The sequence below is a fragment of the Ruegeria sp. BHSA191 genome, from assembly GCF_059613325.1.
The window spans coordinates 71727-91018 of record NZ_JBXWSH010000010.1; the positions used below are offsets into that span (position 1 = coordinate 71727).

A 19292-nucleotide genomic window follows, 5' to 3' on the forward strand; every position below is an offset into this window, starting at 1 on the left:
TATTTTCCCTATAAATCAATAATTTACGGGCGCGCTGAGGCCTGAGATGGTACAGGCCAATGGTACAACTCTATGCTTCAGGTTCAGAGCTTCTGAAACTGGCGACCCACGGCGATTCAAGGCCTGTCCCTATTCTTGGAGCGGTTCCATCGCTTGAGCTTGCATCGAACCCATCCTAAGATTGCAAAAAAGCATTGAATCTCTTTCGTTTGGACGGTGTCGAGCATGTCGCAATCCCAGCTTTCGTCGCTCATTTGGTCTGTCGCTGATCTTCTGCGCGGAGACTACAGGCAGTCCGAGTACGGACGCGTCATCCTACCTTTCACGGTCCTACGTCGTCTCGACTGCGTACTAGAGCCGACCAAAGAAGCAGTGCTTCGAGAGAAGGATGAGAAGTCCAAGGCGGGTCTGAATGCCGATCCATTCATGCGTCGCGCCTCCGGTGCCGCTTTCTACAACGCTTCACCGCTCGACATGCGCCGTCTCATTGGCGACCAAGACAACATCGGGCCGAACCTGTTGTCCTATGTCGAGAGCTTTTCTCCCGAGGTGAGGGACATCTTCGACCGCTTCGCCTTCGCTGAACAGATCGACCGGCTCACCAAGAACAAGCTACTCTACCTGGTCACAGAGAAGTTCGCGGGCTTCGACCTGCATCCCGGTCGAGTGACCAACATGCAGATGGGCCTCGTCTTCGAGGAACTGATCCGCAAGTTCGCCGAAGCCTCCAACGACACCGCAGGGGAACACTTCACGCCCCGCGAGGTCATCCGCCTGATGGTCAATCTCCTGTTTGTCGAGGACGACGAAGTTCTGTCCAAGCCCGGTGTTGTTCGGACAATCTACGACCCCACGGCGGGGACCGGCGGGATGCTCTCAGTGGCCGATGAGTATCTCTCGGAACACAACCCCGATGCCCGCCTCACTATGTATGGACAGGAGCTGAACGACCTGTCCTATGCGATCTGCAAGGCCGACATGCTGATCAAAGGGCAGGACGTCCGGAACATCGTGGCGGGTAACACGCTGTCCGAAGACGGTCACCCGGACACCAAGTTCGACTACATGCTCTCTAACCCGCCATTCGGTGTCGAATGGAAGAAGGTTCAGAAGGACGTGAAGCGGGAACACGAGGTCGAGGGCTTCAACGGTCGCTTCGGCCCCGGCCTCCCGAGAGTTTCGGATGGCTCCCTCCTGTTCCTGATGCACCTCATCTCGAAGATGCGCCCTGCGAAGGATGGCGGTTCACGCTTCGGGATCGTCCTGAACGGCTCCCCTCTGTTCACCGGTAGCGCAGGGTCAGGCGAGAGCGAGATCCGCCGCTATGTGCTGGAAAACGACCTTGTGGAAGCGATCATCGGCTTGCCAACCGACCTTTTCTACAACACCGGGATTGCCACCTACGTCTGGATCCTGTCGAACCGAAAGCCGGAACACCGCAAGGGAATCGTTCAGCTGATCGATGCCAGTGACCTTTGGCAGAAGATGCGCAAGTCGCTGGGCTCCAAGCGCAAGGAGATCAGCGAAGAGGGCATCGCGACAGTGACCCGGCTGTTCGGGGAGTGCGTCGAGGCTGAGCTGGCCACGATCTTCGATCCCAACGGCAAGGAGAGCGGCAGGGAGGTCGTTGTGAAGGGCGAGAAGGCTCCGACTGCCCCGGACGGAGGACAGGTGAAGCTCAAACCTCTATCGCTCCTTCTTAAGAACGAAGCCTTCGGCTACCGGCAGATCACGGTGGAGCGTCCTCAGCGAGATGAGGCGGGTGGGATCGTCTTGGGAACCCGTGGCAAGCAGAAGGGCAAGCCGCAGCCCGACACATCGCTCCGAGATACAGAGATCGTACCGCTGTCAGAGGACGCGGACGGATCTCCTCGAACGTCCGCATGTTGTCCTTCGGCGATTTGCCCCAACTCGGATCCAGTGTTTCTAGAACTCCCATGAAGCGCCCCACGTCGGCCTTCGTGACACTCTGGAGCGACTTGTCGGTGAGGAACTCCGCAAAGCGAGATAGCGTCGTCCTGTGTTGGCGGATGGTTTGGCGATCGCCGCCCTGCTCAAGCCGTGACAGGTAGCGATCCCTTGCTTCGGAAATCCTTAGACCATACCGACTGGCAGCCCTTGCTCGCTTTCCCTGCAGCTCCCTCTGGTGGTCCTGAAGAGCGTCCCACATGGCCTCTTGTGCCGGTGACATAGCGAGTGGCCGCCCACCTTCATCTCGCCCGAACTCTTCCCCGGCCTCTTCGAGCAAGCGATCTTGCAGGGTGTCTATCTCTGTAATCGGTTCGTCGCCTGGTGCGTAGTTGGAGTTGGCGAGAGTCGGTTCAGCATTGGATTGCCTGAGATACTCGACCGTTTCGTTGTACACCACGCGAGGGGACACATCCTCCGAAGGTCGGAGGGTCCCCCTGAGCCGCGCGAAGACTGCCTCCCAGTGCGCCGCTCGTTCCGTCCGGCGCGACATCGCAACGGAAACGTCACGTGTGCCAAGCGTCTCGACAATCTGCTCCTTGCCGAGTTTCGTGCGTCGGTCTTTCGGGACTGCTCGCTGGAAATACCAAGTGTGTCCGCGCTTCTTCAGATAGTGGAAACTGCCAGCCATATGATGCCGATGGTACAGGTCGATGGTACAGGTATTTGGCACACAACCTATTGTTCTTCAATAAGACTCTTCAAGAACAATGAGTTGAATTTAGGCCCGCTTTCGCTCCTACCACCCCAGCCACATTTCTCTAAAAATGGCCGTCTGCAACCTGCACTCAATTAAGTGCCTGAGCTTCAGCCTGTTAGTTTGGCCAATTTCAAAACGAGACCCCAAGCAGAGCACACATCCGGTCGATTTATCGCCGCAGTCTCTGTTCGCCATTCCGGCGGTACGAGTTTGGTAGTTTTTGCGAGGTTTTGACTTACAGCTTCGCGAAGGTTTCGCGCTGTTCCGACCATATCGCGGGAACGCCGGACTTGATCAGGTAATCAGAGGTCAGACCATCTGGCTGCTCACACGCAGCAATCGCCTCCAAGACAACTGGTGCGAGCAGTGCCAGATCAACCACGTCTTGGATCCGCCGCTTTGAAGTCCCTTCCGCATCCGCAATCTCTGCAAAGGATTTGCCGTCGAGGATCATCGCCATCCATCGCTGTGCATTTCCGATGTTCGCACGAGCATTCTATCAATCTCAGTCGGCGCATCTCCAAGATGCAGTTTCAGCTCAACGCCCCTTCTGCGCATCCGGAATGGGCCTTGGATGATGAGCTGATCCGGGTCGATCTTTTCCGGATCGCACTAAACCAGCTTCGAGATGTCTTCGACGTGCATACGAACGACGATATCGCCTGGCGCGATATCTGCCCGCTCGACCAACGCCAGACAGTCCTGTGTCTTTTGCACCTCATGTAGTTTGGCAGATGTGGCGCCAACCTCTGATGCAGATAGATACCGGATAAGACGCGTCGCAACATCGTGTCTCTCCAATCTCGCTCTGATCAGATCGGCGATCAGCCTTTCAACCTCTTCCGCGGGGAGGTGCCTGTGCGGCAGATTCAATGGCGTCAATGGTATCGTCGAATTGACGCAACTGCTGCTGAGCGAGCGAAAGACTTCGTGCCCAAGCGGAGACAGACGGTTTTTCCTCTCGCTTTCAAAAAGCGGCTGGCCAAGGTGTTCTTCCAAGTGCTTCAGGGTCTTCGAAAAGGCGGATTGCTTTCGCCCCAGTCGAATGGCCGCGTCGGCAAGGTTACCGGCCTGAGCCACCGCTCCAATGCAAAGGAGCATTTCGATCTTGATCACAGCTTCAAACTTCCTGAAGATTAAGTTTGACTGATATGGCGTGCAAGGTCCATGTTTGCCCATCAATCATCTGGGCCGGGGCATGTCATACGCAAAGAAAAATTTCATTGCAGGGAAGTGGGTTGCGGGTGAGAGCGAAGTCGAAAACCGCAACCCATCCGATCTAAGCGATCTGGTCGGCTTATTCGCGCAAGCGAGTCCCGATCAGATAGACGCTGCTCTCGATCAGGCCCGGACCGCACAAAGGGAGTGGGCCGCTGTCGGGATTGAGCGCAGACAAGCTGTTCTGATGGACATTGGCAACGAACTCATGGCCCGGTCTGATGAACTCGGCACGCTTTTGAGTCGTGAAGAAGGCAAGCCACTGGCGGAGGGCAAAGGCGAGGTGTACCGCGCCGGTCAGTTCTTCACTTACTATGCCGCCGAGTGCCTGCGCCAGATCGGCGAGAACGCAGATAGCGTTCGAGCGGGAGTTGAAATCGACGTGCGTCGAGAACCGGTCGGCGTTGTCGCCGTTATCTCACCCTGGAACTTCCCGACCGCGACCGCTTCCTGGAAGATCGCGCCGGCGCTTTGCTATGGAAACGCGGTTATCTGGAAACCCGCCAATGCCACGCCGGCTTCAGCGGTCGCTCTAAGCGAAATCATCGCAAAACAGGACATACCTAAAGGTCTTTTTTCACTGTTGATGGGATCGGGACGTGCAGTAGGGCAACGACTCGTCGAAAGCCCGATAGTGAATGCGATTTCGTTTACCGGGTCCGTTCCGGTCGGCAGGGGGATTGCCGCAGCGGCTATTCAAAACCTCACCAAGGTCCAGATGGAGATGGGCTCGAAAAACGCTCTCGCCGTCATGGACGACGGAGACCTTGATCTCGCTGTATCGGTCGCGTTGGGCGGCGCGTTCGGCGGGACGGGTCAGAAGTGCACGGCATCCTCCCGGCTGATTGTGCATTCTTCTGTTCACGACGCTTTCGTCGAAAAGCTCGTGGCCGGTGCAAAGGCCATGAAGGTTGGCCACGCACTCGAGGACGGCACCCGGATGGGCCCAGTCGTTAGCGCCCAGCAACTAGGGGAGAACCTTGCTTATGTCGAGCTCGGGAAATCCGAGGGGGCTGAACTCGCCTGCGGAGGAGAACGGCTCGATATGCCCCACGACGGTTACTATATGTCACCTGGTGTTTTTCTAAATACAAACAATACTATGCGCATCAATCGGGAAGAGATGTTTGCGCCGCTGACCGCGGTGATCCGGGTCGACAGCTATGAAGAGGCATTGGCGACAGTTAACGACACGAATTTTGGGCTGACATCCGGGATTGTCACTCGCGATCTCGCCCGTGCTACCCATTTCCGGCGAAATGCCCGGACCGGCGTCGTTACGGTCAATCTTCCGACGGCGGGAACTGACTATCATGTGCCATTCGGGGGACGCGGCGACAGTTCCTATGGTCCAAGGGAACAGGGACGGGCTGCGGCAGAGTTCTACACGACGGTCAAAACCGCCTACATCAGCGCAGGTAGTCCGAGCTGATGCGGATCGACGGTCTTCAATACGCCAACTGGTCCGAGAAGATCTTCCGGCAGATGCGGGAAGGCGGCGTCGATGCGGTGCACGTCACCATCGCCTATCACGAGACTTTCCGCGAAACCGTTCTGAACTTCGAGACCTGGAACCGGTGGTTCGAAACCCATCCCGACTTGATCATGAAGGGGCGGTGGGCCGGCGACATAGACACCGCGCGCGAGACCGGGCGGACGGCGATCTTCTTCGGGTTTCAAAACCCCAGCCCGATCGAGGACGACATCGGGCTGGTCGAGATCGTTCACACGCTGGGCGCGCGCTTCATGCAGCTGACCTACAACAACCAGTCCTTGCTGGCGACCGGATGCTACGAGGCCGAGGATACCGGCATCACCCGCATGGGACGGCAGGTGATCCGCGAGATGAACCGCGTCGGCCTAGTCGTGGACATGAGCCATTCGGCCGACCGCTCCACGATCGAGGCCGCCGAGATCTCGGACCGCCCGATCGCCATTACCCACGCCAACCCCCACGCGTGGTCGCCCGCACTCAGAAACAAAAAAGACGATGTCATCAGTGCGGTGACGCAGAACGGGGGCATGCTGGGCTTTTCGCTCTATCCCCATCACCTGCGCGACAAATCCGGCTGCACGCTGCGAAGTTTCTGCGAGATGATCGCGCGCACGGCTGACAGGTTCGGCACCGATCACCTCGGGATCGGTTCCGACCTTTGCCAGGATCAGCCCGACAGCGTGGTCGAGTGGATGCGGACGGGGCGCTGGACGAAGCAGATCGACTACGGCGAAGGGTCCGCGTCCAATCCGGGTTTCCCGGAGATGCCCGACTGGTTTCGGGACAACCGCGATTTCGGGACTATCGAGGCCGGGCTGCGCGAGGTCGGCATGAGCGACGCCGAGGTCGCAGGGATCATGGGGTGGAACTGGTACCGCTTCTTCGCCGAGAGTTTCGGCCCCGGCCCGGCGTCGTGACCCGTACGGCGCCCCATATCGCGCGGCGGGACCCGGCCCGGGTCATGACGCTCAGGCGGCTGGGGTCTCTTCATCAGTGCCGTCTGAGCTTCATGCGCATCCTCACCCGCCGGCTGGCCGGCGAGGGCTGGACGTTCACCCGCCCCGTTTTCGATATCGACCCAAAAGGCGTCGGGCGGGCGGTGTATACCGCGACGGGCCCGACGCGCAGCTATTCGCTGGTGTCCTTCGCCCATGACCTTCCGGACGAGTTGCGGTCCGACCGGGTCATCGCCGAGGCCTGGGACGCCACCTTCGCCTTGTTCGACGGCGTTCCCACACCGCAGGATATCGACCGGCTCGCGCGGAATGTTCCCCTGCAAGAGGCCGGCCGCGTGTCCGAGAGGGAGCTGTCGCTGTCGCGCGCCAACCGCTCCGTCCGGCTCTGGCGGCATGTCGTCGACGCCCTGGCGGCCGGACGGCAGCCCGACGCGGGGATGATCGACGATGTCGGCTACCTGATGCGGACGACAGCCGTGTACGGATCCGGCAAATTCGGCGCGGCCGACCGCGAGGCGATCGCCGACCGCCCCGAGATGCAGGTGCCGTTCCAGGCCGAGATGTTGTCGGTCTATCTGACCAGAATCTTCGTGCGGGACCTCGTCCAGCATATGGCACGGGCAAAAGGCGGGGACCGAGCAGCCGATCTTGATCCAGCAATCGCCCGGCGGCTCGGAATCGGGAATTCAACTGGACTGGGAATGGCGCCCTTCATCGTCAATCACCCAATCCTGTTCAACAACTGGATCATGGCCCGCGAAGAGGCGATCTCTCGCGTAAGGTCAATTGACACAGCTACATCCGAAGAAATTGCCGTCTTTCTGGACAGACTAGCGCGAACAGAGATCTCTGTAGCGCAGTGGAGGTCTGAGCATCCGTTTCAGATTGCGAAACTCTCTGATCTGCGGAGCGACCTCGACCGCCTGCGCGATTTCCTGGACGGCAGCAACCTCGACGGTCCCGAGCCGTGGAACCGTCTAGTCCTTTGGTCCGAAAGCGCGTTGAGCGAGGAGGGGCAGGAGCTTGTCGCCTCTCTCATTCTAGAACCGTACGGCCAGTTGGTTGATGGCCTGGCGCATTGCATGGCGGACAGCAACGCGGCCGCGTTCCGCATTGATGGCGCAATGCCGATTGGCGAGGTCCGGCGGCTTTTGGAGACTTCATTCGGCTGGGCGCTGAAACTGGATTGGCAGAACTCGCAGAATTGCGCCCGAGCCTGGTATGTGTCCGAGGAAAAACTGGAACCGCGCCTGGGCGAGCGCTTTGAAGAACCAGTATCGGATTACGAACAGCCCCTGGCCCCGGCCCGAGATGCCACCATGGCCTTCGCCGCGCTGCAAGACTGGGGTGATGATGCGCCGATTGCCGAGTTCCTGCTGAACCAACCCGAGCATCGCCACACCGTCCGCCGCGCCCAGATCAGCCGCATCGCGCCCTATGGCGAGATCCACGACAACACGATCGCAGCAGATGTCATGCCGATCGACATGCTGCGGGCGAAGCTTTCGTTTTTCGGAGCAACGCATTTCGACCCGCGTTCGGACCGCTGGGTGCGCATTTGCATGTACGCGGGCGCGCCGTATCCCGAGGAACTGGCGCCGACCAATGCTGATGACTGGGTCTTTCCGGAGTTCTCGGTATGAACCTGTCATTGAATGAGATCGAGGCTACCGCAAAGAGGGCGGCACGCGGCGCGGGCTATCCCTGGGGGCTGGCGGAGGAAGCCGGGAAGGCAACTCGCTGGCTTTGCTCGCGCGATCTTGACGGTTGCAGAGCACTCACTGAACTACTTGAGCGGATCGACGGGCAAAACATCGCTGGGTGGTTGCCTCAAACCGGCAGCGAGCCCTGGACCGCGAGGGGCGGCATTTTGTGCCCTCTGGCGACAGGTGCGGCAATTTCAGATCGCGCCCACGAACTTGGCGGCAAAGACATCCGGCTTGGGGCTGTGGCTGTACCGGTGTTTTTGGCACCCTTTGCCGCTCTTCTGGCCCGTGAGTTCGAAAAGCCCGTAGAGGTTGTCCTTGGCGATTTGGTCTTGTGTACAGACGGCGAGCTTTTGTCGTCGAGCGGTGCGCCTCCGAGTTCGTCTGTTGGGGCCAGTATCTGTATCGGAGGAACGATTGATCAGCCATACAGCCACCGTCTGCGCGCAGATCCCGACGCGAATGATTGGGCGGCACTGTTGGCCTTTGCCCATCGTACTTATGCGCCGGCCACCGAGGAGTCGCGCCTCAAGGGCGCGGGTGCCGGACTGTCCGACAATGATTAAACCGAGGTTTCACTAATGCCGACAACTACACTCAGCCTCGCTGATATCGAGAACCTCAGCTTTCGCGCGCTTGTTGCGGCTGGTACATCGGAGGCTAATGCACGGCCACTTGCCGTTGCCACAAGCGCGACCGAGGCCGACGGGATCGCGAGCCACGGCCTGGCCTACATCCCGATTTACTGCGAGCACGTAGGTTGCGGTAAAGTCGACGGTCAGGCGCAGCCAAAGCTCGAGGTATCCAGTCCATCAGTGGTCCGCGTCGATGCAATGACTGGGTTCGCCCATTCTGCGATCGATCTTGGCTTCGAGCGCCTGGTGCCACTGGCGCGCGAACAAGGTATCGCGGCGCTGGCCATTCGAAACAGTTACAATTGTGGCGTTCTGGGCTATCAAACGGCGCAATTGGCGCGATCCGGGCTAGTCGGACTCGGATTCACCAATGCGCCAGCATCGATAGCTCCATCCGGCGGGTCCAAACCCGTGGTCGGCACGAATCCCCTTTCGATCGCCGTTCCGGGCCTCGACCGCGAACCGGCAATCCTGATCGATCAGAGTGCCAGCACAATCGCCAAGAGCGAAGTTATGAAGCACGCCCGCGAAGGTAAGCCGATCCCGGTAGGTTGGGCGCTGGACCCCGATGGCAACCCGACCACTGATCCAGAGGTCGGGCTGAAGGGATCGATGGCCCCATCAGGAGGTTACAAAGGGGTCGGCGCGGCTCTACTCGTCGAGACGATGGCGGTTTTGATGACAGGCGCTACGCTCGGGATAGACGCCTCGCCGTTTTCCGGAACCGTCGGCGGTCCGCCAAAGACTGGTCAATTCTTCATTGCTATTGATCCCGAGAAAACGGCCGGCGACAGATATGCAGCGCTTCTTTCTCGCTTAACCGACGCATTTGAGGCGCAGGACGGTGCACGACTGCCTGGTGAAGGACGCCGGAAGCATCGAGTGAAGGCGCGTTTGCAAGGGGTCGAAGTTGATAACGCGACCATCGAAAGGATCAGGAATATTATCGGCGACTAGACGGAAAATTGGTCGCTTATGCATTAATAGCCAAACTGGACCACTCAGGTGGGGCCGATCAAGGCGACAATGTTCAGCAAGGTCGACTTTCCGCTGCCTGAAGCGCCAAGTAGCACAACGATTTCTCGTTCCGGAATGTCCAGATTTACTCCGCGCAATGCGTGCACGGCCGCAGGCCCTTCGCCGTAGACTCGCTTTAGGTTTCTTATTGTATATGCATTCTTTTCCACGTCTGTAATGTAGCGCATTGCAGGTTTACGGTACATTTGAAAGCGTTTCCGCTTGACACGGAAGGGAGTGCCTTTTCGAGTTTCCAAAAAATGGAGACTCTGCAGTGTAATGGATACCATTTTTGGTATTCCACGACACCATAGCGGTTCGTGGCTGCATAACTATGGCCAGCAGCGCCAATGTGCTGACTTTCAGAAAAAATGTAGCTGGGCGCAGGAAATTACACCCCAACAGCCCTCGGCGGATAGTGTTTGGCGTTACTCAGGTTGCCATCTACACGCACCGGTAGCCTTGAATTAAGTCAATGATAACTTTTTCCGTTGAAGGCTACGCCTAAGCCGTTGATTGCTGAATGCAAGCGACCGGCAGTTTTGTCCGCAACTCGGACCTCAGGGCAAAAAACACGCTGCAGTCGGTTCGAACGGCAGCTTTTCTTTCTGCAGCGCAGCTGGCGACTCAGCCGGAGTGGTTTCTGCGTCTGCCAGCGTGCGAGCAGAGGCAACTCCGGATACTGCTCTTAGGAGACATCTGACGGTTTCGGTCAGGTTCGGACCGAGGCCCACTTGGCCGAATGACTGCTTGGCGGACTTATCAGTCATGAAACAGCGCCCCGTCAGACGCGTTCACGCAAAATCTAGTTGTCTCGATACGTAGCCGAAACTATTTCAGAGTCATGGCAACGGTCGCGTACAGATTTGCAGCGAAGCGTCTAACGGCGCTGATCATGTGCATGTCGCTCATGATCACAGGACTGGCTGCGGCCGTTGCGATGGACCATGCGGGGCATGACATTCATGGACACGTCGCCTGGATATCGTCCGACACCGGATCGATAGACCACGCATCGCACCATATGACATCCGGGAACCCCAACGCAGAATGCTGTGAACCCGAGAGCGAGGCCGCGTCAAACTGCCATGTATCGGCTTGCTGCCTTTCTGAATTTCAACATTCCGACATTCTACTGGCCACTGCTCACAGCCGAAGCGCCTGCGCTCAGCGGATGACAAATCTGGTCGGACCTTCGATCGACACCCCTCTCCCTGAACGCCCTCCCCGACTTTCCTGACAGGTTCTTGCGGACCCGAGCCTTTTAGCGGTTCGGGTTCATCTTGATTTCTTGGCCGATCCACAGCGGATCGGCTGGCAGGAGGTTGCAATGCGTGGACGCTACACGGCTCTCGCGATCCTTGCTTTGGCGGGCGGCACCGCAGGCGGTATCACACTTGAGAGGCTCTACCTTAATCCGGAGAATACCGGGGGATCGGACGGTCCGGAGATCCTCTATTGGGTCGCTCCGATGGACCCGAATTTCCGGCAACCCGGCCCGGGCAAGTCGCCCATGGGAATGGATCTGATCCCGGTTTATGCCGGGCAGGAACCTTCCGACGACCCTTCGGAGGTCTCGCTCAGCGCGGCCGAGATCAACGCCATCGGGGTACGGACCGCGCTAGCACGGATGACGGATGTGGCGCCAAGGATCGAAACCGTCGGATTTGTCGGCTACGACGAGCATCTGACCAGCCATGTGCACACGCGCGTCGATGGATGGATCGAGGTTCTGAACGTCAGGGCCGTCGGCGACGTCGTCCGAAAAGGCGACGTGCTGTTCGAACTCTTCTCTCCGGAGTTCGGCGTCGCAAGCTTTGACTTTCTCAGGGCCCTGGAGAACGGAACGGGACTGTCGCTCGAGGCGGCGCGGAACAAACTGCGAAGCCACGGCGCCACCGATAGGCAGATCGCCGAGATCGAAGAGACACGCGAAGTCGCACGTCGCATCGCCGTCGAAGCCCCAAGGGACGGCATCGTAGTGGCCCTTGAGGCTGCGGATGGCATGTTCCTGCAACCCGGCACCCAGGCGGTCTCGATCACGGATCTGAGCCAGGTCTGGCTGATCGTGGATGTGTTCGAGCGTGACATCTCGCGCCTGTCCGAAGACATGACTGCTGTCGCCCGCTTCGAGCATCTTCCCGGCAGGATCTTCGAGGGCCGGATCGACTACATCTATCCCGAGCTCGACCCGCGCACGCGCACTCTTCCCGTCCGCCTGCGGTTCGACAATGCGGAAGGCCTGCTTCGGCCCGGCATGTTCGGCAACGTGAGCCTCCTTCCCAATACAAGCCGTCAGGCACTTACAGTTCCGTCCGAGGCTGTGATCCGCACCGGATCGGCGGAGCGGGTCATCCTGAAGACGGGCGAGGGAACATTCCGGCCGCGGCTCGTCACGACGGGCCTTCGCGACAGTTTCGGAGAAGGTGGCCGCACGGAAATCCTACAAGGCTTGTCTCCGGGTGAGGAGGTCGTCGCCTCGGCGCAATTTCTGATCGACAGCGAAAGCGCCCTGAGTGCGGGCTTCATGCGGATGGCGCCGACCGATGAAGAGCCGGCTCGTGGGACAGGCACGCTTGTCGCGCTGGACCGTGACCGGCGGGTCGCGACGCTTCGCCATGGTGCCCTGGAAAGCCTCGACTGGCCGGCAATGACGTCCGAGTTCCCGGTGCGCGCGGACGTGTCGCTGGACCGGCTGCGGGAGGGAGAGGAGGTGTCGTTCCGCGCCGCACGCGGCGCCGACGGTCTGCTTGGCCTGATCGAACTGGGTCCCGATGATGGTGTCGCTGCGACGGGAACAGGTATGGCGCTGGCCGTGACGCCCGAAGGCAAGCTAACGCTCGATCATGGCCCTATTCCAGACCTGGGCTGGCCTGCCATGCAGATGGATCTTGATCTGGCCGGCATCGATCCCGCGAGCGTGCCACTCGATACGCCAATCGAGTTCGATCTCGCCAAGGATGAGAACGGCATGTTCTCCATTATCGCGGTGCGCGCCGAGGGCGAAGATGCACCGGCGGTGGAGGAAGTTGACGAGACGCCGACCGCGGCGGCTCCTCCAATCGTCGTTTCAGGAACGATTGACGCCATCGACCCGGCAACGGGACAGGCAACGATCACCCACGGACCGATCACTGAAATCGGCATGCCAGGCATGACGATGGCATTCGCAGTGGCCCCGGAACTGGACCTCTCTGGAACCGAAACAGATCAGGAGATGACCCTCACCTTCGCAAGGCCGGATGGAATGACCATGGTGCTGGCGGACGCCGAGCCTGTCGTCCCGAGTGCGCCGCCAATCACCGTCACCGGTACCATCGACGCCGTCGATGCCGAGGCCGGGCGGGCGACCATAACCCACGGGCCGATCATGGAGATCGGGATGCCAGGGATGACAATGGAGTCTTCCGTCGATGCCGATCTCGACCCGACCTCTTTGCCGACCGGGATGGAAGTGTCGCTCACCTTTGCGCGCCCAGACGGCATGACGATGGTTTTGGCGGGGGCTGAGCCCGTGCAACCGTCGATGGAGGTCTCGGGCACCATCAACGCAGTCGACCCGGACGCTCGGATGGCCAACATCACCCTTGGACCCATGGCCGAGATCGGCATGCCGGGCATGACCATGGATTTCGCCATCGCTGATGACATTGATCCGACTGCCTTGCCCACAGGTGAAGAACTCATCCTGCTTTTGCATCGCAACCCCGACTTCTCGATGACCCTCGTGGGCACTGCCGCCGCTCGGAGTGTCTCTCAATGATTCCGGCTATCATCCGCGCCTCGATTGCGAACCGCTTCATCATCGTGGCGCTCGCGCTCATGATGGCGGCGGCCGGAGTCTGGGCCATCCGCGAGACACCGGTGGACGCGATCCCCGACCTGTCCGACGTGCAGGTGATCGTGCGCACGCCTTATCCGGGTCAGGCGCCGCAGGTGGTCGAGAACCAGATCACTTATCCACTGGCCACGGCGATGCTGGCTGTGCCAGGCGCGCAGGACGTGCGCGGCTTTTCGTTCTTTGGGGACAGCTTCGTCTATGTTGTCTTCGAGGACGGCACTGATCTTTACTGGGCGCGCTCGCGGGTTCTGGAATATCTCGGCCAAATTACCGGAAGTCTTCCCGAGGGCGTCTCCCCGCAGCTGGGCCCGGATGCGACGGGCGTAGGGTGGATATACCAATATGCCCTGATCGACCGCACCGGGAACCATGACCTGTCGCAGCTCCGGACGCTTCAGGACTGGTTCCTGAAATACGAGCTACAGGCAGTCGAAGGCGTCTCTGAAGTCGCCACCATCGGCGGGATGGTCAAGCAGTACCAGGTTGTCGTCGATCCAAACAAGCTAAGAGCCTATGACATCACGCTCGCGCAGCTGCGCGGAGCGATCCAGGCCGCAAACAGGGAGACCGGGGGCAGCGTGATCGAGATGGGCGAAGCGGAGTTCATGATCCGCTCGTCGGGCTACATTGACGAGCTTTCGGACCTCGCCAGCGCGCCCTTGATGGTCAATAAGCGAGGTGCCGCGCTGACGCTCGGCGACGTGGCCGAGATCCGGCTCGGGCCGGAGATGCGACGCGGCGTCGGCGAGGTCGATGGCGAAGGCGACGCTGTGGGCGGCGTTGTGATCCTGCGCTGGGGCGGCAACGCACTGGCCACGATCAAGGCGGTGGAGGCTCGGATAGAAGAACTGCGCCCAAACCTGCCCGAGGGCGTCGAGATCGTCACGACTTACGACCGCTCCGGGGTGATCGAACGGGCCATCGAGAACCTGCAGAAGAAGCTGACCGAGGAATTCATCGTGGTGGTGCTGGTTTGCGCCGCCTTCCTTCTGCACCTGCGCTCGTCGCTGGTGATCCTACTGTCGCTTCCTCTGGGCATTTTCGCGGCCTTCATCCTGATGAAGGCCCAGGGCGTGAACGCCAACATCATGTCGCTGGGTGGCATCGCCATCGCCATCGGCGCAATGGTCGACGCCGCCATCGTGATGATCGAGGCGATGCACCGTCGGCTCGAAAAGGAGAAGCTGACGGCTGAGAACCGTTGGCGGATCGTGCAGGAATGCGCATCCGAAGTTGGACCTGCGCTTTTCTATTCGCTTGCCATCATTACGGTGAGCTTCCTTCCGGTCTTCGTTCTGGAAAATCAGGAAGGACGGCTGTTCAAGCCGCTGGCCTATACCAAGACCTATGCAATGGCGGCAGCGGCGATTTTGTCGATCACGCTGGTGCCGGTGCTGATGGGATACTTCATTCGCGGTCGGATCCTGCCCGAACGCAAGAACCCCCTCAATCGCATCATTGTCTGGACATATCGCCCATTCCTGGACGCGGCCATCGCCTGGCCCTTGGCCACGACGCTTCTGGCCGCCGCGGTCGTCGCCTCGATGTGGTATCCGCTCCAGCGCCTCGGTTCGGAGTTCATGCCGGAACTGAACGAGGGTGACTTTCTCTACATGCCGTCGCTCTACCCCGGTGTCTCGATCGGCAAGGCACGCGAGGTCCTGCAGCAAACTGATCGGCTGATCGCAACCATCCCCGAGGTGGAGACGGTGCACGGCAAACTCGGACGCGCGGACACGGCAACCGATCCGGCGCCGCTGACGATGATCGAAACCACGATCCAGCTGAAGCCCGAGGAGGAATGGCGCCCCGGAATGACGATGGAGAGGATCCGCGACGAACTTGACCGTGTGGTTCAGGTGCCGGGCGTCACGAATGTGTGGATCCAGCCGATCAAGAACCGGATCGACATGCTGGCGACGGGGATCAAGACGCCGGTCGGCGTGAAAATCTCAGGCGCCGATCTAGACGTCATCGAGCAAATCGGTGTCGCCGTTGAAGAAGCGGTAAAAGGGATAGATGGCACCGCCTCGGCCTATGCCGAACGACCCATCGGTGGGCGCTTCATCGAGATTGACGTGAGACGAGAGGCGGCCGCCCGTTACATGATGAGCGTCCGGGACGTGCAGGACGTTGTTCAGACGGCAATCGGTGGCATGCAGGTGTCGGAGTCCGTCGAAGGGCTAGAACGGTTCCCGATCAATCTGCGCTACCCACAGTCCTGGCGGGACAGCCCCGAGCGGCTCGAAACCTTGCCGGTGGTCACACCCTCGGGTGCCCATGTGCCGCTCGCGGCACTTGCCGACATCCGCATCGTGGACGGTCCGGGGATGATCCGGTCCGAGAACGCCCGGCGCACCGGCTTCGTCTTCATCGACATCGCAGGGCGCGATCTCGGCAGCTATGTTGCTGAGGCCCGTGCGCGAGTAGCCGAAGAGGTCACCTTGCCCCCGGGCTATTCGCTCACCTGGTCTGGCCAGTACGAATACATCGAACGGATGCAAGAGCGGCTCACTATCGTGGCCCCTGCGACGCTTCTGATCATCACGCTGATGCTCTTCATGGCCTTCAACCGGATCATCGAGGTGAGCATCATCCTCGCGGCCCTGCCGTTGGCGTTGGCCGGGGGCGTCTGGTTCCTGTGGTATCTCGCTTTCGACATCTCTGTGGCAGTGCTCGTCGGCTTCATTGCGCTCGCGGGGGTCGCGGTCGAGACCGCCATCGTGATGCTTCTCTACCTCAATCTTTCTTGGGAGAAGCGCCGCAAGCTCGCACAGGCGGAGAACCGAAAGCTGACTCGGGACGACATCGAGGAGGCCGTCTTCGAAGGTGCGGTTCTGCGGGTCCGGCCCAAGGTTATGACGGTGGCAACGATTTTCGCGGCGCTCATCCCGATCATGTACGGCACCGGCACCGGCTCCGAGATCATGCAGCGGATTGCGGCCCCGATGATCGGCGGCATGGTCACCGCAACCCTGCTGACCCTTTTCGTCATCCCTTCGATCTTCGTGATTTGGAAGATGCTGGCACTGCCCCGTGTCAACCGCGAGATCGGCCCCCTCGTTCTGCGGCCTGAACATTCAACGCCTGCCGAATAATAGAAACTGCAACCTGAACTCCTGGAGTTTACAATGAAGAAACTGACTGCAACGCTCGGCCTCCTGGCCTTCACGACCCTGCCGGCCCTCGCTCAGATGAACCACGGCAATATGGACCATTCCAACATGCCAATGTCGTCCGAACAGATGGAAGGCGCCGTACACGCAAAGGCCGTCGTTAACTCGATTGGCGACGGCATGGCCAATGTCAGCCACGACCCAATCCCGGAGATCGGCTGGCCAGCGATGACGATGGATTTGCCGCTTCTCGATAACGCCCAAATGATGGGTGAGATTGCCGCGGGCGACGAGGTTACGCTTATGCTCGTGAAGGGATCGGACGGCATGTACGCAATTGGCGCGATGATGCCGAACTGAACCACGGAACACAGCGACCGGCCACTCCGCGCCGGTCGCCCACAATTCTATGACGGGGCTGGGATATGAACCGAAACCTCTACCGCTTACTGGGCGCGATCTCGATTTGCCTATCAGCAACTTCTCTTATGGCGCATTCCGAAAAGTAAGGCACAACGCCTATGGACGGTACACGGCTGACCGAAACGCCCGAGATGATCCACATGGTGTTCGACAACCAGAACACGATCGCACGGCAGCGTCAGGCTTGACCGCAGGCAACTTCGTTGCATCATGCCTTGCTTATTGCACGCAACCTGCCGAGGAAGAGGCCCAAGCATGAAGACTGCTCTAATACTTGTGGATATCCAGAATGATTATTTCGAAGGTGGAAAATGGCCCGTTGCCAATATGGCAGAGGCTGCTGTCAATGCAGCACGGCTCCTGAAGGCAGCCCGGAAGAAAAAGGATATGATTGTCCATGTGCACCATGAAATGCCGCAAGGTGGGCCGTTCTTCGTCGCAGGTACGGATGGCGCAAGGATCAATGATACAGTCTCACCGCAAGGTGATGAAACGACAGTTCTGAAACACAGACCCAACAGCTTTCACGATACCGGGTTGGAAGCTCTGCTTCGCGATGCGGGGGTAACCAGCGTCACGATTTGCGGAGCGATGTCACAGATGTGTATCGACGCGACGGCACGCGCAGCACGCGACCTCGGGTTCGATGTGACCGTCATAGAAGATGCTTGCGGCGCGAAGGAAACCTCTTTTGGGAACGTTACAGTGCCGGCCGAATTTGTTCACGCCACTATTATGGGGGCGCTGAACGGCAGCTACGCGACTGTAACCAATACAGATTCCTACCTTGCCTGAGCCCCGAACGGGTGGCATGCGACATCCCACATAGCGAAGCGCTGACCTAGCACCATGCGTTATCACCCCGGGCAACACGGCTAGCGACTTCAGTATCTTGCTCCGTGCTTTTGCATAACCAAAACGGTTCATCGGCAAGGTAAGATATGCAGCCCCTCCGAAAGCTCCTTTTTGTGAACCAGAAGGCGCTCACCAACGAGAAGTTCACGACTTCAGGGCTTATAGAAATCCGATGTCCTTTGACGGCTGGCGAGCCACCAGCCCGATTGTACGGGCCATTCCGTAAAGTCCGTGTCGTGGCCCAGATCTCTGGCGGCATGCAGCGCCCATTGCGGATCGACCAGCGCCTCGCGCGCGATGGCGATAAGATCCGCGGCCCCGTCTGCAAGGATGTTTTCGGCCTGCAAAGGGTGCGTGATCAGGCCCACGGCCATCGTTGCCATGCCGACTTCGTTACGGACGCGATCAGCATAGGGAACCTGGAAACCCGGTTGCCGCTTTTGCGAGCCGCTTGCCGTTGCGGCCCCGGCGATGCCGCTTGAGGAACAATCCATCACGTCGACGCCAATGTCCTTGAGCGCACGCGCCAGCACAACAGTGTCCTCGAGGCTCCACCCATCGGGCGACCCGTCGACCGCCGAGGTGCGAAAGAACAAGGGCAGGTCTTCCGGCCAGGCGCCGCGCACCGCTTCGGCGATTTCGAGGGCAAGCCGCATGCGCCCGGTCAAATCCCCGCCATAGGCGTCCTTGCGCCTGTTCGAGAGCGGCGACAGAAAGCTGTGCAGCAAGTAACCGTGGGCGCTGTGAATTTCGACTATCCTGTAGCCGGCCTCTCGCGCGCGGTGCGTCGCGGACACGTAATCGTCGATCAGGGCCTTGATCTCGGACACCGGCAGCTCATGCGGAACGGGCCAGCCATCGGCAACAGGTAGCGCGCTTGGCCCGACCGGCGTCCAGGGCATGTCGCCGCGGGCGATATCGGCGTCGTTCAGAGGGCCATTGCCGAACCACGGCCGCTGCATCCCTGCCTTGCGCCCCGCATGCCCAAGCTGGAGCGCCGGAATGGCACCGTTCCGCAGCGCGAATTGTGCAATCCTTGCGTGACCCGGAATCTGGCTGTCGGCCCAAAGCCCGGGGCACCCGTGCGTGATGCGCCCGGCCTTTTGCACGGCGGTCGCCTCGGTAAAGACGATGCCGGCGCCGCCAATCGCGAAGCGGCCGAGTTGCACAAGATGCCAGTCATCCATGTGCCCTTCATGCGCCGAGTACTGGCACATCGGCGAGATGACGACACGGTTGCGGGTTTCGACGCCCCGAATCCTGAGGGGCTGGAACAGTCTTGGGGTCTCGGTCATCGGCATGCTTCCTTGCAAGATCATTCCATCTTGCATGCATGTTCACGCAGTTCAATCAGACGGCAGC

The 19292-nt window shown here is 59.8% G+C and carries 14 protein-coding genes and 2 pseudogenes; 11 read left to right on the forward strand and 5 right to left on the reverse strand.

Translation table 11 applies throughout. The annotated features are described in order from the left end of the window. Positions 1–225 precede the first annotated feature (225 nt). Complete coding sequence (locus tag AC2FNS_RS11630; protein ID WP_496712711.1) at positions 226–1941, forward strand: type I restriction-modification system subunit M; 1716 nt, start codon at positions 226–228, stop codon at positions 1939–1941. Between the two features lie 475 nt (positions 1942–2416). Here AC2FNS_RS11630 and AC2FNS_RS11635 read toward each other — a convergent pair. Continuing rightward, positions 2417–2599, reverse strand: a pseudogene (locus AC2FNS_RS11635) (DUF6538 domain-containing protein); the annotation flags it as partial. A gap of 304 nt (positions 2600–2903) precedes the next feature. Continuing rightward, positions 2904–3128 carry a hypothetical protein gene (locus AC2FNS_RS11640; protein WP_496687290.1) on the reverse strand — a complete coding sequence of 75 codons (225 nt, stop codon included), beginning with the start codon at positions 3126–3128 and terminating at the stop codon, positions 2904–2906. Between the two features lie 65 nt (positions 3129–3193). Between AC2FNS_RS11640 and AC2FNS_RS11645 the strand changes: the two genes are divergently transcribed. Then, a complete protein-coding gene (locus AC2FNS_RS11645; RefSeq protein WP_496678527.1) occupies positions 3194–3394 on the forward strand; it encodes a hypothetical protein in 201 nt (66 codons plus the stop codon). A 267-nt stretch (positions 3395–3661) separates the two neighbouring features. Here AC2FNS_RS11645 and AC2FNS_RS11650 read toward each other — a convergent pair. Then, positions 3662–3847, reverse strand: a pseudogene (locus AC2FNS_RS11650) (LysR family transcriptional regulator); the annotation flags it as partial. A gap of 19 nt (positions 3848–3866) precedes the next feature. Between AC2FNS_RS11650 and AC2FNS_RS11655 the strand changes: the two are divergent. Genes AC2FNS_RS11655 through AC2FNS_RS11675 form a run of 5 tightly spaced genes read left to right on the forward strand, consistent with a single transcriptional unit; the run spans position 3867 to position 9635 of the window. Continuing rightward, the gene (locus tag AC2FNS_RS11655) at positions 3867–5318 is read left to right on the forward strand and encodes an aldehyde dehydrogenase family protein (protein ID WP_496712713.1); all 1452 of its coding nucleotides are present in this window, start codon (positions 3867–3869) and stop codon (positions 5316–5318) included. Continuing rightward, complete coding sequence (locus AC2FNS_RS11660; protein WP_496687286.1) at positions 5318–6298, forward strand: membrane dipeptidase; 981 nt, start codon at positions 5318–5320, stop codon at positions 6296–6298. Before AC2FNS_RS11655 ends, AC2FNS_RS11660 begins: the two co-directional genes overlap by 1 nt. Before the next feature lie 44 nt (positions 6299–6342). Beyond that, positions 6343–7980, forward strand: coding sequence for a hypothetical protein (locus AC2FNS_RS11665; protein WP_496712717.1), 1638 nt, complete (start codon positions 6343–6345; stop codon positions 7978–7980). Further along, positions 7977–8609, forward strand: coding sequence for a DUF3726 domain-containing protein (locus tag AC2FNS_RS11670; protein ID WP_496712715.1), 633 nt, complete (start codon positions 7977–7979; stop codon positions 8607–8609). Before AC2FNS_RS11665 ends, AC2FNS_RS11670 begins: the two co-directional genes overlap by 4 nt. 15 nt (positions 8610–8624) lie before the next feature. Beyond that, entirely contained in the window at positions 8625–9635 is a 1011-nt protein-coding gene (locus AC2FNS_RS11675) for an Ldh family oxidoreductase (protein WP_496803857.1), read from the forward strand. Between the two features lie 44 nt (positions 9636–9679). Here the strand turns inward: AC2FNS_RS11675 and AC2FNS_RS11680 are convergent, their stop codons facing one another. Continuing rightward, positions 9680–9985, reverse strand: a complete 306-nt coding sequence (locus AC2FNS_RS11680) for an ATP-binding cassette domain-containing protein (RefSeq protein ID WP_496803858.1) — start codon at positions 9983–9985, stop codon at positions 9680–9682. A 1040-nt stretch (positions 9986–11025) separates the two neighbouring features. On the opposite strand from AC2FNS_RS11680, the gene AC2FNS_RS11685 reads away from it, so the two are divergent. The 4 genes from AC2FNS_RS11685 to AC2FNS_RS11700 all read left to right on the forward strand — a co-directional run bounded on the left by AC2FNS_RS11685 (position 11026) and on the right by AC2FNS_RS11700 (position 17870). Then, positions 11026–13458, forward strand: coding sequence for an efflux RND transporter periplasmic adaptor subunit (locus AC2FNS_RS11685; RefSeq protein ID WP_496803859.1), 2433 nt, complete (start codon positions 11026–11028; stop codon positions 13456–13458). Beyond that, the gene (locus tag AC2FNS_RS11690; protein ID WP_496727592.1) at positions 13455–16634 is read left to right on the forward strand and encodes an efflux RND transporter permease subunit; all 3180 of its coding nucleotides are present in this window, start codon (positions 13455–13457) and stop codon (positions 16632–16634) included. Before AC2FNS_RS11685 ends, AC2FNS_RS11690 begins: the two co-directional genes overlap by 4 nt. A 33-nt stretch (positions 16635–16667) precedes the next feature. Continuing rightward, the gene (locus tag AC2FNS_RS11695; protein WP_496678544.1) at positions 16668–17012 is read left to right on the forward strand and encodes a copper-binding protein; all 345 of its coding nucleotides are present in this window, start codon (positions 16668–16670) and stop codon (positions 17010–17012) included. 318 nt (positions 17013–17330) lie between these two features. Then, positions 17331–17870: a cysteine hydrolase family protein gene (locus tag AC2FNS_RS11700; protein ID WP_496711240.1), complete on the forward strand. Its 540-nt coding sequence runs from the start codon at positions 17331–17333 to the stop codon at positions 17868–17870. 212 nt (positions 17871–18082) lie between these two features. On the opposite strand, the gene AC2FNS_RS11705 is transcribed toward AC2FNS_RS11700, so the two are convergent. Beyond that, on the reverse strand, positions 18083–19225 hold the full coding sequence (locus AC2FNS_RS11705; protein ID WP_496803860.1) for an NADH:flavin oxidoreductase/NADH oxidase: 1143 nt from the start codon (positions 19223–19225) through the stop codon (positions 18083–18085). Positions 19226–19292 lie beyond the last annotated feature (67 nt).

Excerpts from the sequence above, each read along its gene's own strand:
- AC2FNS_RS11630 (WP_496712711.1), top strand. The coding sequence starts at position 226 with ATGTCGCAATCCCAGCTTTCGTCGCTCATTTGGTCTGTCGCTGATCTT.
- AC2FNS_RS11640 (WP_496687290.1), bottom strand. The coding sequence starts at position 3,128 with ATGGCGATGATCCTCGACGGCAAATCCTTTGCAGAGATTGCGGATGCG.
- AC2FNS_RS11645 (WP_496678527.1), top strand. The coding sequence starts at position 3,194 with ATGCAGTTTCAGCTCAACGCCCCTTCTGCGCATCCGGAATGGGCCTTG.
- AC2FNS_RS11655 (WP_496712713.1), top strand. The coding sequence starts at position 3,867 with ATGTCATACGCAAAGAAAAATTTCATTGCAGGGAAGTGGGTTGCGGGT.
- AC2FNS_RS11660 (WP_496687286.1), top strand. The coding sequence starts at position 5,318 with ATGCGGATCGACGGTCTTCAATACGCCAACTGGTCCGAGAAGATCTTC.
- AC2FNS_RS11665 (WP_496712717.1), top strand. The coding sequence starts at position 6,343 with ATGACGCTCAGGCGGCTGGGGTCTCTTCATCAGTGCCGTCTGAGCTTC.
- AC2FNS_RS11670 (WP_496712715.1), top strand. The coding sequence starts at position 7,977 with ATGAACCTGTCATTGAATGAGATCGAGGCTACCGCAAAGAGGGCGGCA.
- AC2FNS_RS11675 (WP_496803857.1), top strand. The coding sequence starts at position 8,625 with ATGCCGACAACTACACTCAGCCTCGCTGATATCGAGAACCTCAGCTTT.
- AC2FNS_RS11680 (WP_496803858.1), bottom strand. The coding sequence starts at position 9,985 with ATGGTATCCATTACACTGCAGAGTCTCCATTTTTTGGAAACTCGAAAA.
- AC2FNS_RS11685 (WP_496803859.1), top strand. The coding sequence starts at position 11,026 with ATGCGTGGACGCTACACGGCTCTCGCGATCCTTGCTTTGGCGGGCGGC.
- AC2FNS_RS11690 (WP_496727592.1), top strand. The coding sequence starts at position 13,455 with ATGATTCCGGCTATCATCCGCGCCTCGATTGCGAACCGCTTCATCATC.
- AC2FNS_RS11695 (WP_496678544.1), top strand. The coding sequence starts at position 16,668 with ATGAAGAAACTGACTGCAACGCTCGGCCTCCTGGCCTTCACGACCCTG.
- AC2FNS_RS11700 (WP_496711240.1), top strand. The coding sequence starts at position 17,331 with ATGAAGACTGCTCTAATACTTGTGGATATCCAGAATGATTATTTCGAA.
- AC2FNS_RS11705 (WP_496803860.1), bottom strand. The coding sequence starts at position 19,225 with ATGACCGAGACCCCAAGACTGTTCCAGCCCCTCAGGATTCGGGGCGTC.